The organism is Rhodococcus sp. USK13, from assembly GCF_018343855.1.
Lineage (GTDB): Bacteria > Actinomycetota > Actinomycetes > Mycobacteriales > Mycobacteriaceae > Rhodococcus_F > Rhodococcus_F oxybenzonivorans.
On sequence record NZ_CP069242.1, the window covers coordinates 4,166,329 to 4,180,666 of the forward strand.

At 67.4% G+C, this 14,338-nt stretch carries 13 protein-coding genes; 12 read left to right on the forward strand and 1 reads right to left on the reverse strand.

Going from position 1 to position 14,338, the window contains the following annotated elements:
• The first annotated feature begins 4 nt into the window (after positions 1-4).
• The 9 genes from JQT59_RS21700 (at position 5) to aroB (ending at position 11,015) form a co-directional block, all read left to right on the forward strand.
• Positions 5-1,438: a replication-associated recombination protein A gene (locus tag JQT59_RS21700; protein WP_213571954.1), complete on the forward strand. Its 1,434-nt coding sequence runs from the start codon at positions 5-7 to the stop codon at positions 1,436-1,438.
• An 85-nt stretch (positions 1,439-1,523) separates the two neighbouring features.
• Complete coding sequence (gene alaS, locus JQT59_RS21705; protein ID WP_213571955.1) at positions 1,524-4,196, forward strand: alanine--tRNA ligase; 2,673 nt, start codon at positions 1,524-1,526, stop codon at positions 4,194-4,196.
• Between the two features lie 2 nt (positions 4,197-4,198).
• Positions 4,199-4,738, forward strand: a complete 540-nt coding sequence (gene ruvX, locus JQT59_RS21710) for a Holliday junction resolvase RuvX (RefSeq protein ID WP_109330305.1) — start codon at positions 4,199-4,201, stop codon at positions 4,736-4,738.
• The gene (locus JQT59_RS21715; RefSeq protein ID WP_213571956.1) at positions 4,735-6,483 is read left to right on the forward strand and encodes an endolytic transglycosylase MltG; all 1,749 of its coding nucleotides are present in this window, start codon (positions 4,735-4,737) and stop codon (positions 6,481-6,483) included. The genes ruvX and JQT59_RS21715 overlap by 4 nt, the downstream gene beginning before the upstream one ends.
• Before the next feature lies 1 nt (position 6,484).
• Entirely contained in the window at positions 6,485-7,300 is an 816-nt protein-coding gene (locus tag JQT59_RS21720) for a shikimate dehydrogenase (RefSeq protein WP_502939727.1), read from the forward strand.
• A gap of 90 nt (positions 7,301-7,390) precedes the next feature.
• Complete coding sequence (locus JQT59_RS21725) at positions 7,391-8,038, forward strand: prepilin peptidase (protein ID WP_213571958.1); 648 nt, start codon at positions 7,391-7,393, stop codon at positions 8,036-8,038.
• Between the two features lie 76 nt (positions 8,039-8,114).
• The gene (gene aroC, locus JQT59_RS21730; RefSeq protein ID WP_109330297.1) at positions 8,115-9,302 is read left to right on the forward strand and encodes a chorismate synthase; all 1,188 of its coding nucleotides are present in this window, start codon (positions 8,115-8,117) and stop codon (positions 9,300-9,302) included.
• A gap of 38 nt (positions 9,303-9,340) precedes the next feature.
• On the forward strand, positions 9,341-9,847 hold the full coding sequence (locus JQT59_RS21735) for a shikimate kinase (RefSeq protein ID WP_109330295.1): 507 nt from the start codon (positions 9,341-9,343) through the stop codon (positions 9,845-9,847).
• A gap of 61 nt (positions 9,848-9,908) precedes the next feature.
• Positions 9,909-11,015 (forward strand): 3-dehydroquinate synthase, encoded by a 1,107-nt coding sequence (gene aroB, locus JQT59_RS21740; protein WP_213571959.1) that lies wholly within the window; start codon positions 9,909-9,911, stop codon positions 11,013-11,015.
• Positions 11,016-11,121: 106 nt separating this feature from the next.
• Here aroB and JQT59_RS21745 read toward each other — a convergent pair whose 3' ends face one another.
• A complete protein-coding gene (locus JQT59_RS21745; RefSeq protein ID WP_213571960.1) occupies positions 11,122-11,859 on the reverse strand; it encodes a B-4DMT family transporter in 738 nt (245 codons plus the stop codon).
• Positions 11,860-12,019: 160 nt separating this feature from the next.
• Between JQT59_RS21745 and JQT59_RS21750 the strand changes: the two genes are divergently transcribed.
• From JQT59_RS21750 to nusB, 3 genes are read left to right on the forward strand one after another with little or no spacing between them, the layout of a single operon-like run.
• A complete protein-coding gene (locus JQT59_RS21750; protein ID WP_213571961.1) occupies positions 12,020-13,123 on the forward strand; it encodes an aminopeptidase P family protein in 1,104 nt (367 codons plus the stop codon).
• A 34-nt stretch (positions 13,124-13,157) separates the two neighbouring features.
• Complete coding sequence (gene efp / locus JQT59_RS21755; protein ID WP_109330289.1) at positions 13,158-13,721, forward strand: elongation factor P; 564 nt, start codon at positions 13,158-13,160, stop codon at positions 13,719-13,721.
• Entirely contained in the window at positions 13,722-14,231 is a 510-nt protein-coding gene (gene nusB, locus JQT59_RS21760) for a transcription antitermination factor NusB (RefSeq protein WP_213571962.1), read from the forward strand.
• Positions 14,232-14,338 lie beyond the last annotated feature (107 nt).

Here is a 14,338-nt window from a genome sequence, read left to right on the forward strand (position 1 = left end):
ACTTGTGAGCGATAATTTCGGTTCGGAGTTGGGCGAGGACGAGTCGGCCGGACTGTTCGAGACTGTGCGGCCCGAGGTGGAACCCGCGCCGAAATCCGGTCCCGGACACGTGGCTGTCAACCCTCACGCACCACTCGCGGTGCGGATGCGCCCGCGCACTCTCGGTGAGGTGGTCGGACAGCAGCACCTCCTGGGGCCCGGAGCGCCGCTACGGCGTCTGGTCGAGGGTTCCGGAGCAGCGTCGGTGCTGCTGTACGGCCCTCCCGGTACCGGCAAGACAACCTTGGCCTCACTCATCTCGGGGGCGACGGGCCGCCGATTCGAGGCGTTGTCCGCGCTGTCCGCGGGTGTGAAGGAAGTGCGCGGCGTCATCGAACTCGCGCGGCGGCGCCTCCTCGCGGGGGAACAGACGGTGTTGTTCATCGACGAGGTACACCGGTTCTCGAAAACCCAGCAGGACGCCCTGCTCGCTGCCGTGGAGAACCGGATCGTGCTCCTCGTTGCCGCGACCACCGAAAACCCGTCCTTCTCGGTCGTGTCACCGCTGCTGTCCCGGTCGTTGGTGCTGCAACTGCAGTCGTTGACGCCCGGCGATATCGAGGAACTCCTCGAGCGGGCGCGCACCGACGAGCGTGGATTCGGCGGTGAGATCGAGATCGCGGGCGATGCCTTGGATCATCTGGTCCGATTGGCGGCGGGCGATGCGCGTCGAGCGCTGACGGCGCTCGAGGCGGCCGCAGGGGCTGCCCTCGACCAGGCGGGCGATGCGGATCGGCCGATTCTGCTCGACCTCGCCACGGTAGAGGCCAGCGTCGACAAGGCGGCGGTCCGCTACGACCGCGACGGTGACCAGCACTACGACGTCATCAGTGCCTTCATCAAATCGATCCGTGGCTCCGACGTCGATGCCGCACTGCATTACCTCGCGCGGATGCTGACCGCGGGGGAAGACCCGCGCTTCATCGCGCGTCGGCTGGTGGTCCACGCGAGTGAAGACATCGGGATGGCCGATCCGACCGCACTGCAGACTGCCACCGCGGCCGCCCAGGCCGTGCAGCTGATCGGCATGCCCGAGGCCCGCCTTGCGCTCGCCCAGGCGACCATCCACCTCGCCACCGCACCGAAGTCGGGGGCGGTGATCGCTGCGCTCGGAGCGGCGATGGCCGACGTCGCCGCGGGCAACGCAGGCCTGGTGCCCCCGCATCTGCGCGACGGGCACTACGCGGGTGCGGCGAAACTCGGCAACGCCGTCGGATACCGCTATCCCCACGACCACCCGGACGGCGTGCTGCCCCAGCAATATCCGCCGGACGAACTGGTCGGCGTCGACTACTACCAACCCACCACGCACGGTGGTGAGCGCGACATTGCGGCCCGGGTCGACAAGTTGCGTGCCATCGTCCGTGGCGAGACCCGTCCGGGTGGCCGGTTAAGCTGATTGTTGCCGAACTGCCGGGCTCCCGTGTGCCCGGCAGGACAGCACCCCGCAGTTGCCCTCGAGACAGACAATAAGGATCACTGACGTGCAGACCCACGAGATTCGCCGGCGCTTCCTCGACCATTTCGTCAAGGCAGGCCACACCGAGGTAGCCAGCGCCTCGCTGATTCTCGACGATCCGAACCTGCTGTTCGTCAACGCGGGAATGGTCCAGTTCGTGCCGTTCTTCCTGGGCCAGCAGACGCCGCCGTACTCGACGGCGACCAGTGTGCAGAAATGTGTGCGCACCCTCGACATCGAAAACGTGGGCATCACGACCCGGCACAACACGTTCTTCCAGATGGCCGGGAACTTCTCCTTCGGCGACTACTTCAAGCGGGAAGCGATCAAGCACGCCTGGGCGTTGCTGACCGGCAGCGTCGACGACGGCGGCTACGGATTCGATCCCGAGCGGATCTGGGTCACCGTCTACCTCGACGACGACGAGGCCCGCGACATCTGGCGCGACGAGGTCGGCGTTCCCGAGGCGCGGATCCAGCGCCGAGGCATGGCAGACAACTACTGGTCCATGGGCATCCCCGGGCCGTGCGGGCCCTGCTCGGAGATCTACTACGACCGCGGCCCCGAGTTTGGCAAGGAAGGCGGCCCGGAGGCCGACGAAGACCGCTACATCGAGATCTGGAATCTCGTGTTCATGCAGAACGAGCGCGGACTCGGCATCAGCAAGGACAATTTCGAGATCCTCGGCCCGCTGCCGAAGCAGAACATCGACACGGGCATGGGAGTCGAGCGCGTCGCGTTCCTGCTGCAGGGTGTCGACAATGTGTATGAAACCGACCTCGTGCGCCCCGTGATCGCGAAGGCCGAGGAGTTGTCGGGCCGCAGGTACGGCGTCAATCACGACGACGACGTCCGGTTCCGGGTGATCGCCGATCACGCGCGTACGGCGGCCATGCTCATCGCGGACGGTGTGAATCCGGGCAACGACGGACGCGGGTACGTGCTGCGCCGACTGCTGCGGCGCATCGTGCGTTCGGCGAAGTTGCTCGGTGCCGACAAGCCGAGCATGCGTGAGTTCATCACCGTCGTACGCGACACGATGGCCCCCTCGTACCCGGTCCTCGACAGCGACTTCGGCCGCATCGAGACGGTCGCGGTCGGCGAGGAGACCGCGTTCCTCAAGACCCTCACCTCGGGGTCCAAGTTGTTCGAGGGTGCCGCCGAGTCCGTGAAGGCTTCCGGGAAGTCGGTCATCGGCGGCGATCAAGCCTTTGCGCTGCACGACACCTACGGCTTCCCCATCGACCTCACCCTCGAGATGGCGGCCGAGGCTGGATTGTCGGTCGACGAAGAGGGATTCCGCACGCTGATGGCGGAGCAGCGTCAGCGTGCCAAGGACGACGCCCAGGCACGCAAGCACGCGCACGCCGACCTGACCGTCTACAAGGAACTTCTCGACCGCGGTCCCACCGAGTTCACCGGTTTCCACGAACTGGTGTCCGAGGCGCGTGTCCTCGCCCTGATCTCCAACGGGCAGCGCGTTCCCGTCGCCGCCACCGGCCAGGACGTCGAGGTCATTCTCGACCGCAGCCCGCTGTACGCGGAAGCGGGCGGCCAGATCGCAGACCTGGGCGCGTTGACCGGGCCGGGACTGCGGGTGAAGGTCAACGACGTCCAGAAAATCGCGAAGAAGCTGTGGGTCCACAAGGTCACCGTCCAGGAAGGCGAGATCACCGAAGGCGACGTCGTTCTGGCGCAGGTCGATGCCGGGTGGCGTAAGGGTGCCACCCAGGGTCACTCCGGTACGCACATGGTCCACGCCGCCCTCCGACAGGTTCTGGGGCCCAACGCCGTTCAGGCCGGTTCCTTGAACAAGCCCGGATATCTGCGGTTCGACTTCTCGTGGCAGGGTGCGCTCACCGAGTCGCAGAAGCAGGACATCGAGGTCGTGGCGAACGAGGCCGTGGCCGCCGACTACGCGGTCAACACGTTCGTCACCGACCTCGACAAGGCAAAGGCGATGGGCGCCATGGCCTTGTTCGGCGAGAACTACGGCGACGAGGTACGTGTCGTGGAGATCGGTGGACCGTTCTCCATGGAGCTGTGTGGCGGAACACACGTGGGAACCTCGGCGCAGATCGGCAACGTGACCCTCCTCGGTGAGCAGTCCGTCGGCTCGGGTGTGCGGCGTGTGGAGGCCTACGTCGGGCTGGACTCGTACCGCTACCTGGCCAAGGAACGGGCGCTGCTCGCCGGACTGTCGTCCTCGCTGAAGGTGCCCTCCGAAGAGGTGCCTGCCCGTGTCGAGGCCTTGGTCGAACGGCTTCGCGTTGCGGAGAAGGAGCTCGAACAGGCTCGGGCACAAGCAGTTCTGGCCTCCGCAGGAACCTACCTCGACAGGGCTCAGCGCGTGGGACCGGTGCTGCTGGTGGCGGACTCGGCTCCCGCCGGTGTCGGTGGCAACGACCTCCGGAGTCTCGTCACCGACATTCGCGGACGGTTCGGCACGCAGCCGGCTGTCGTCGCCCTGTTCGGCGATGCCGACGGCAAGGTTCCGTTCGTTGTCGCCGTCAACAAGGCGGCGCAGGAACTCGGAGTCGCGGCCGGTGACCTCGTGAAGGAGTTCGGCCCCCTGATCGGGGGTCGCGGCGGGGGCAAAGCGGACATGGCCCAGGGGTCCGGCTCGGACACCACCGGCATCGCGGCGGCGCTCGATGCGGTCCGAGGGGCCGTGGCGGACAAGGTAGGGAACCAGTAGCGGTGCATCGCGCGGAACAGGGCGGTCCGGATCGACCGGGCGTCGACGACCCTGGGCGCGGTCGACGCATCGGTATCGACGTGGGGAGCGTCCGGATCGGAGTCGCCTCGAGCGACCCCGACGGGGTTCTCGCCACCCCGGTCGAAACGGTTCCCCGGTCGAAGGAACGCGGCCCCGACGCGCCGGATATCCGGCGCATTGCCGACATAGTCGAGGAATACGAGGCCGTGGAGGTTATCGTCGGTCTGCCGCAGACCTTGCGGGGCGAACGAGGCAAGGCGGCCTCGATCGCTACTGTGTTCGCGAAGCGATTGCGAAGGGCGGTGGATCCGATCCCGGTGCGGATGGCGGACGAGCGTCTGACCACCGTCACCGCCACGCGGGCGCTTCGCGAGAGCGGTGTCAGTGCGAGAAGCCAGCGTACGGTGATCGACCAGGCCGCGGCGGTGGCGATCTTGCAGGGGTGGTTGGACGAGCGGAGCAGGTCGGTGAATGCAGGGGATTCAGTCGGGGACAGGCAGCAACCGGAGGCGGGCCAGTGAGCAATCATCGGCGGCCGGCAGGGGAACAGCCTGGTTTCGACTATCCTCCCCGTGAACCGCGGCGGCACCGCTATCTCGACGAGGACGAACCGGTCGAGTACGAGTCCGGCCCCGAGCGCGCGGATTTCCCGGACCGTGCCGAAGCGGCCGAACTCGGTTACCACCGCACCGGCTACACCGATTCCGCGCTCGATGATCGTGTGTACGGCTACCACCAGCCCGGTCCCGACTACCTCGCGCGCCAGGATGCGGCCCACTCGGGACCTGCGCACCACGAGCCCGTGCATCGCTACCGTGAGGACCCCCTCGACGAGCCCGCCCATGAACACACGTACGACCGGTCCGCGTACGACGAAGCTGCGTATGACCAGGCTGCGTATGACGAGCGCGCGTATGACGAGCACGAAGTTCACGAAACCGAGTACGACGGCCTTCCGGTCGACGACCATGTCTCCGTCGAGGGGCGACATGACGCACCGTACGACAGAGCCGACGCCGCGTTCGACGAGGCCGAAACACAGGTCATTGCCGCCATTCCCGTCGAGCATCCCGCCCCGCCGTCGCGCGTGCACGCGCGACGCGAGCAGAAGTCCCGCGGCCGGGCACGCAGGGGCAAGATCCTCGGAGCGCTGGCGGCCGCAGTCGTTCTTGTCGTCTTGGCGGGAATGGTCTTCGTCGGCGGCACGCTCTTTTTCGGTGGCCCGGACGCCCCGGCCGACTACCCGGGTCCGGGCGGACCCGAAGTCGTGGTCCAGGTCCATGCGGGGGACACCGCGGAGGAGATCGCGACCACGCTGGCCGAGCGAGACGTGGTGGCCAGCGGATCGGCCTTCTTCAACGCCGCGGTCCAGAACACTGCGATGAATTCGGTGCAGCCCGGGTTCTACAGTCTCTCGACACAGATCCCTGCCGTGGATGCCGTCCGAGAACTCGTCGATCCGGCGTCGCGTGTGGGCCAGATGATCATTTCGGAGGGCCGTCAGCTCCACGACACCACCGACGTGCAGACGGGTGCAGTGAAGAAGGGGATCTACACCCTCATCTCGGAGGCAAGCTGCCTGGGCGAAGCCGGGCAGGAACGGTGCATCAGCTACGACGAACTGAACAACGCCGGTGCGGGCGACATCGGCGCACTCGGGGTACCGGACTGGGCCAGAGATGCCGTTGCCGGCGTACCCGACCGGGACCGGCAGCTCGAGGGTCTCATCGCGGCCGGCAGCTGGGATTTCGATCCGACGGCCGGTGCTGCCGAGATCCTACGGAAGCTCGTGACCGAGAGCGCGGCGAGCTACGAGGAGACGGGCATCCTCACCGCGGGAAACGTGGTGGGCCTTTCCCCCTACCGGATGCTCATCGCCGCGTCGCTGGTGGAGCGGGAGGCGATGCCCGAAGACTTCGCGAAGGTGGCGCGTGTCATCTTGAACCGGCTGGCAGTCAACCAGGCGCTGCAGTTCGACTCGACGGTCAACTATGCGCTCGACACGACGGAGTTGGCCACCACCGATGCGGATCGGGCGACGGTCACCCCGTGGAATACCTACGCCAGCCCCGGTTTGCCGGCCACCCCGATCTCGTCGCCGAGTATCGCGGCCCTGCAGGCCGTCGAATCCCCGGAGCCGGGGGACTGGATCTATTTCGTGACCGTGGACGCGAAGGGGACGACGCTGTTCACCAAGAGTTATGAGGAGCACTTGTCCAACATCGACCAGGCGCTGAACAACGGGATCCTCGACAGTGGACGGTGACGTGAGGTCGGCACGCAAGGCTGCTGTCCTGGGAAGCCCGATCGCCCACTCCCGGTCTCCGCAGCTGCATCTCGCGGCGTATCGGGCGCTGGGACTGACCGACTGGACCTACGAGCGCATCGAGTGCGACGGGGAACGTCTTCCGGGTCTCGTGTCCGGTCTCGGCCCGGAATGGGTGGGCCTGTCGGTCACGATGCCGGGCAAGATTGCGGCGCTCGACTTCGCCACCGAGCGGACCGAGCGCGCGGTGACGATCGGCTCCGCCAACACGCTGGTTCGCATTGAGGGTGGATGGCGTGCGGATTGCACCGATGTGGACGGCGTCCGGGGTGCTTTGACCGCGGGCGGGATCGGCACGATTGCCGGAGCCGACGCCGTGGTCGTGGGCGCGGGTGGGACGGCGAGGCCGGCGCTGGTGGCACTCGCCGACATGGGTGTGAAGAGCGTCACCGTGGTGGCCCGGAACGAGGGTCGGGCCGCGGGCGCGCTGGCCTGTGCCGAGGCGATCGGTCTCGAGGTTCGACTCCTCGGCTTCGACAGCCGCGAACTTGCCGCGCGGTGCGCCGGAGCGGCCGCCCTCGTCAGCACCGTGCCGTCCGCCGCAATCATCGACTGTGCGGATGTCCTCGGACAGGCGCCGTTCGTGCTGGACGCGATCTACGACCCGTGGCCGACGCCGTTGGCCGCCGCAGTAGAGGCTGCCGGTGGAACGGTGGTCGGCGGGTTGTCGATGCTTCTCCACCAGGCCTTCGGGCAAGTGGAGCAGTTTACCGGCCGGCCTGCGCCGAGAGAGGCGATGGTGGCCGCATTGGGCTAGTTGTCCACAGGCCCGGTTTTCTCCACAAGCCAGGGAGTTTCTGCACGTCGCCGACGACGAGGCTTGGCGAGCACCGGTCACGCTGTGTCCATGTGGTGGCTCATCTCGGTCGGCGTACTCGCCGGCGCAGGCGCAGGATGGTGCGCGCGGCGTACGGCGACGAGGTTCGTCGGCGGCGCGGCCGTGCGACGCGGATGGTGTGAAAGTTCGTGCGCTGCGGGCGTGGCGGTCGCGGTGTGGTGCGGATCCTCGGGCCGGGAACCGGAACCCGCGTTGGTACCTGCCGCTGTCCTGCTGGGATGGTGGTGCGTCAGCCTCGCCGCTACGGACTGGTGTGCACGCAGATTGCCGAACATCCTGACTCTGCCCGGATTCGCGGTGGTCGTCGTTCTTGCGGGTATTACCGGTCAGGCGCCGGCCGCAGTGATCGGGGGTGTACTGCTCGCGGCGGCGTATCTCCTTCTGTATCTCTGCGCGCCCGGATCGCTGGGGGCGGGTGACGTCAAGCTCGCGCTGGGTGTGGGCGCGCTGGCCGCACTGGGTGGGGGAGGAGCCTGGGTGTGGGCCGCCCTCCTGGCACCGGCGTTCACGGCCGCTGCGGGGTGCGTCGCACTGGTCAGGGCACGTTCGCGGCCTTCGCGCCCGGAGTCGGACGCGGCATCTCCGACGAGTGTTCCCCACGGGCCGGCCATGTGCGCCGCGACCGTCCTCGCGCTGCTGGCCACGCACCTTCCGTGAGCGCCGCCTTCGGTCCGCGCCGGGTTGGGAGGACCACCGTCACTGCGGGTCGCGGCGACGTGGAAGGATATTGGTCGTGCTGCGCTGGATAACTGCCGGAGAATCCCATGGTCCCGCCCTCGTTGCGATGCTCGAGGGAATGGTTGCGGGCGTCGAAGTGACGTCCCAGGACATCTCGACTCAACTCGCGCGACGGCGTCTCGGTTACGGGCGCGGCGCACGCATGAAGTTCGAGGCCGACAAGGTCACCATCGTCGGAGGTGTGCGCCACGGTCGGACGCTCGGCGGGCCCATCGCGGTCGAGGTGGGCAACACCGAGTGGCCCAAGTGGGAAACCATCATGTCCGCCGATCCGGTGGATCCCGACCTGCTCGCCGATCAGGCGCGGAACGCACCCCTCACCCGCCCGCGACCCGGGCACGCCGATTACTCCGGCATGCTCAAGTACGGTTTCGACGACGCCCGTCCCGTTCTCGAACGGGCGAGCGCGCGTGAAACCGCGGCGCGCGTCGCGGCTGCGACCTTCGCCCGCAACTTCCTCCGCCAGGTATTCGGCGTCGAGGTGCTCTCACACGTCATTTCCATCGGTGCGTCCGATCCGTACGTCGGTGTCGAGCCGACGGCGTTCGACATCGCGGCCATCGATGCCAGCCCGGTGCGCGCATTCGACAAGGCAGCCGAAGAATCGATGATCGCCGAGATCGAGGCGGCCAAGCGCGACGGCGACACCCTCGGCGGGGTCGTCGAGGTGGTCGTGCACGGGCTCCCCGTGGGTCTCGGCTCGTTCATCAGTGGCGCGGATCGTCTCGACGCCCGCCTCGCATCGGCGCTCATGGGCATTCAGGCGATCAAGGGTGTCGAGGTCGGCGACGGTTTCGAGACCGCCCGCCGCCGCGGCAGCCAGGCCCACGACGAGATGCGCCCGGGTCCCGATGGCATTCTGCGATCCACGAATCGCGCCGGCGGGCTCGAAGGCGGCATGACCAACGGTGAGGCACTGCGCGTCCGCGCCGCGATGAAGCCGATCTCGACCGTTCCCCGCGCCCTTTCCACCGTCGACATGTCGACGGGTGAAGAAGCCGTCGCGATTCATCAGCGCTCCGACGTATGTGCCGTGCCCGCCGCAGGTGTCGTGGCGGAGGCCATGGTCGCGCTGGTTGTGGCCCAGGCTGCACTCGAGAAGTTCGGCGGCGACTCCATTGCCGAGACGGCCGCGAACTTCGAGCGTTACGCCTCCGGTGTCGCCGCGCGGCTCGCGCGATGACCGCCGCGTCCGCCGTCGAAACGAGGCGGTGACGGGCCGTGGCACCGAAAGCTGTGCTCGTCGGCCCCCCGGGAGCGGGTAAGTCGACCATCGGCCGACGTCTTGCGCAGGCCCTCGACCTGCCGCTGTTCGACACCGATGCGGCGGTCGAGGAGGAAGCGGGGCGCACCATTGCGGAGATCTTCGTCGAAGACGGCGAGCCCGCATTCCGCGCCCTCGAGGAGGAGATCGTCCGCAAGGCGATCGAGAGTTCCGAGGGTATCGTCTCGCTCGGAGGCGGCTCGATACTGTCCGAGCGCACTCGGGCACTCCTGAAGGGCCACACGGTGATCTATCTGGAGATCAGCGTGGGTGAGGGCCTGAAACGGACAGGAACGAGCACTGCACGTCCCCTGCTCGCCGGTGGCGACCCCCGCGAAAAGTACGCCGAGTTGATGCGCAAACGTCGGCCGTTGTACCGCGAGGTGGCGTCCATTCGGATACGGACGGACGGACGTAGCCCCGCGCGGGTGGTGCAGCAGTTGGTCGCGAAGCTTGCCGGATGAGGTGCGACCCCGGCGGAACAGGTGATCCGAGAACATCGGACGAGACGGAGCGGAGCAGACAGTGACCGAACCGGTACGTGTACAGGTGCAGACGGCACACCCCTACCCGGTGATCATCGGGCGCGGTCTGCTCGGTGAGCTGGTGGACGAGCTCACCGGAACCAGGACGGTGGCGATCTTCCATCAGCCGCCGCTGGCCGAAACGGCGGAGGCAGTGCGAGCGGCACTCGCCGAGAAGGGCATCGACGCTCACCGGATCGAAATTCCGGACGCCGAGGACGGTAAAGATCTGGCCGTGGCCGGCTTTTGCTGGGAGGTGCTCGGACGGATCGGACTCACCCGCAGTGACGCCGTCGTCTCCCTGGGCGGCGGCGCGGCCACCGACCTCGCCGGATTCGTCGCAGCCACCTGGATGCGCGGAGTGCGGGTGGTCCATGTGCCGACGACCTTGCTCGCCATGGTCGACGCCGCGGTCGGCGGAAAGACAGGAATCAACACCGAGGCGGGCAAGAACCTTGTCGGTTCGTTCCACGAGCCGTCGGCCGTGCTCATCGACCTCGTGACACTGGAGACCGTGCCCCGCAACGAGATCGTCGCCGGGATGGCGGAGGTCATCAAGACCGGATTCATCGCCGACCCCGTGATCCTCGACCTCATCGAGAGTGACCCCGAGGAAGCGCTCGACCCGACCGGGTCCGTGCTGCCGGAACTGATCAAGCGTTCGGTGGAGGTGAAGGCCAAAGTTGTGGCGGCCGATCTCCGCGAATCCGATCTGCGGGAAATCCTCAACTACGGGCACACGCTGGGTCATGCGATCGAGCGGCGCGAGCGCTACCGCTGGCGTCACGGCGCCGCGGTGTCGGTCGGACTGGTGTTCGCGGCCGAGCTCGGCCGTCTGGCCGGCCGGCTCGACGACGAGACCGCCGATCGGCACCGCCGGATCCTCGAACTGGTCGGACTCCCCACGACGTACGACGCGGACGCGTTCGGTCAGCTGGTCGAGGGAATGCAGACCGACAAGAAGAACCGCGCCGGCGTGCTGCGGTTCGTGGTTCTCGACGGACTGGCAAAGCCCGGACGTCTGGAGGGCCCCGACCCGTCCTTGCTCGTCGCGGCGTACTCGGCCGTCGCCCGCGAGGAGACCGCCGGCGGCGCAGTACTTCTCTGACCCAGAAACACGACACTTCTCTGACGCCGAGGCACGCCGCGGCGGAGGCGAGCACCCGCTCACCTCCGCCGCGGCGGCGCCTTCGGACCAGACCGACCCGTGCGGTCTACTCGCCGCGTTTCGGCTCTTCGGGGTTGCGCTTGCCGAGGTCGACGGGTTCCTGCCAGGTGGTGTCCTGCCCCTCGCCGGCATCGAGGTCCGAGGTGTCCTGGCGGTAGTTGTGTACCGGTTCGAAAACCGCGGTGTCGGCATCGGGATCGGCGTAACCGGTCTGGTCGTGCGTTCCGTCCGGATAGTGCTGCCCATAGCCGTTGTCGTCGGCGACAGCAGCGGCTGCCGTACCTCCCGCTGCTGCGCCTGCCGCCGATCCGGCGCCCCTCCGGGCATCTCGGTCGCCGCCACGCCCCTGCGATGCCTTCTTGGCGTCACGCCCGGCAAAGAAACGGCCCAGGAAGACGGCCAGCATGGCCGGAACGAAGATGAGCAGGACAGTGAAGGCGGCACCGGAGGTGATTTCGAAGAAGAACGAGTTCTGCGTGACGTTGAGGGAGGGCAACAGATCGGCCAGCCAGCTGCCGACCCCCGCAACGATGCCGCCGAGCAACGCTGCCTTCAGCCACAGCATGGTGAGGTCGGCACCCTGGTCGGGGTCCGGGTTGCGATGCCGGTCCCGGATGCCGTCGATACCCGCCCAGATCAACGCCACCAACACCACGACCAGGAGTGCCACCCACCTCAGGATCGAACCTTGGAGGGGCCACTGTGTGATCGCCGCACCGAGCAACACACGAACCAAAATATGTATCAGGGCCATCCCGAGGCCGCGTACCACCCACGCATTCATGGGCACAGCGTAACGAGAAGGTTTTCCGGCGTGTGGTCTAACCCACAGACGCGCTGTCTGCAACCTGTTCTCACCGCCGATGGTGGTCGATTTCGGCGCCGTCGCGCGGGTCGTGTCCCTCGTCAGCGGGGCGGGTGGCAATGCCGGTACGTTTGCTCTCATGCCTGCTGATCATGGTTCGCGGCGCGCGGCACTGCGCGCGGCGCTCGCCGCCCGCGATCTCGACGCACTTCTCGTGACGGATCTGGTGAACGTGCGGTACCTCACCGGCTTCACCGGGTCCAATGCCGCAGTGCTCGTCGACGCGGCGGACGCCGACGGCGCCGAGGAACGCACGGTGATCTGCACGGACGGGCGCTACCTCACCCAGGTGGCCGAGCAGGTACCCGACCTCCGGGCCGAAATCGCCCGCGCCAGCGCCGCCCACCTCGTCGAGTCGGTCGCCCGCCGGACAGCGTCGTCGCTCGCCTTCGAAAGTCATGTCGTCACGGTGGACGAGTTCGCAGCGTGGTCGCTGCTCGCCCCGGATACGCGTCTGGAACCGGTTCCCGGGCTGGTGGAGGAGCTACGCATGGTGAAGGACGACTATGAAGTGGAGTTGCTCCGGGCCGCGTGCACTGCCGCCGACGCCGCGCTCGCCGACCTTCTCGAGCGTGGCGGACTCCGGCCGGGACGCACCGAGAAAGAGGTGGGGCGCGAGCTCGAGGCTTTGATGCTCGATCACGGTGCCGACGGCATCTCATTCGAGACGATCGTCGCGGCGGGTGCCCATTCCGCAATTCCCCACCACCGTCCCACCTCGGCGGTGCTGCAGCGCGGCGACTTCGTCAAACTGGATTTCGGGGCCGAGGTCGGCGGCTACCACTCGGACATGACGCGCACGTACATCCTCGAACAGGCAGCCGACTGGCAACGGGAGGTGTACGCCCTGGTCGCCCGCTCGCAGGCGGCCGGATGTGCCGCCCTGCGGCCGGGCGCCGAGGTCACCGCCGTCGACGCGGCAGCCCGCAGCGTGATCGAGGAAGCAGGCTACGGAGAGCTGTTCCTGCACGGGCTCGGGCACGGCGTCGGCCTGCAAATCCACGAAGCACCCGGAATCGGCAAGCTGGGCACCGGTACACTTCTGGACGGTGCGGCGGTGACCGTCGAGCCGGGCGTGTATTTCTCCGGGCGCGGAGGCGTGCGGATCGAGGACACGCTCGTGGTCCGGGAGCAGGGTCCGGAGCTACTCACCCTCACCACCAAAGACCTGACTGTCGTGTAGACGGTTTCGACCTTATCGAGGAGACGCGAAGCAAGTGGCTTCCACTAGTGATTTCAAGAACGGTCTGGTCCTGCAGATCGAGGGCCAGCTGTGGACGATTATCGAGTTCCAGCACGTCAAGCCGGGCAAGGGCCCCGCATTCGTGCGAACCAAGCTGAAGAACGTGCTGTCGGGCAAGGTCGTCGACAAGACCTTCAACGCCGGCGTCAAGGTCGAGACTGCCACCGTCGACCGACGCGACATGACGTACCTCTACCACGACGGCAGCGACTACATCTTCATGGACGGTGACACCTACGACCAGATCTCGATCAACGAGGCGACGGTCGGCGACGGTGCACGCTTCATGCTCGAGAACATGGCGGTTCAGGTTGCCGTGCACGAGGACGTCCCGCTATTCGTCGAGCTGCCCGTCACGGTGGAGCTCGAGGTCAAGCACACCGATCCGGGTCTGCAGGGCGACCGCTCCACCGGTGGTACCAAGCCCGCCACCCTCGAGACCGGTGCCGAAATTCAGGTGCCGCTGTTCATCAACACCGGCGACAAGTTGAAGGTGGATTCCCGCGACGGCAACTACCTCGGGCGTGTGAATTCCTGAGTGTCCGGTACCCATAAGAAGCTCGGCGCACGGCACAAGGCCCGTAAGCGCGCCGTCGACTTCCTCTTCGAAGCGGAAGCGCGCGACCTCGACCCGGTCGATCTCGCGACCGAGCGGGCGGACATGTCCGGCAAGGACGAGTCCGTTGCGCCCGTCGCCCCGTACACCGTCACCGTGGTCACCGGCGTGGCCGAAAACCTCGACCGGATCGATGCGGTGATCTCCTCGCACCTGCAGGACTGGACGCTCGAGCGGCTACCGGCGGTGGACCGGGCGATTCTGCGGATCGCCGTGTGGGAGCTGTTCCATGCCACCGATGTCCCGCCGGTCGTGGCGGTGGACGAAGCGGTCGAGTTGGCCAAACAGCTTTCCACCGACGACTCGCCGGGATTCGTCAACGGCGTCCTCGGCCAGGTCGTGCTGGTTGCCCCGCAGGTGCGGTCGGCTGCCGCGGCCACCTCCCGGCGTGCCGAATCAGGAAGCGACGAGCCGGAAGATCCGCGTTCGTAGGTCCATCTGCCTCACTCCGGTCCCGCGGCGTCCCTCAGGCCGAGTGGCGCGCGGGAACCGGAGGCCGGGGTCCCGGCCTGGCGCAACTCGGCGCGCTGCTAAGCTGG

Excerpts from the sequence above, each read along its gene's own strand:
- JQT59_RS21745 (WP_213571960.1), bottom strand. The coding sequence starts at position 11,859 with ATGAATGCGTGGGTGGTACGCGGCCTCGGGATGGCCCTGATACATATT.
- JQT59_RS21725 (WP_213571958.1), top strand. The coding sequence starts at position 7,391 with ATGTGGTGGCTCATCTCGGTCGGCGTACTCGCCGGCGCAGGCGCAGGA.
- JQT59_RS21750 (WP_213571961.1), top strand. The coding sequence starts at position 12,020 with ATGCCTGCTGATCATGGTTCGCGGCGCGCGGCACTGCGCGCGGCGCTC.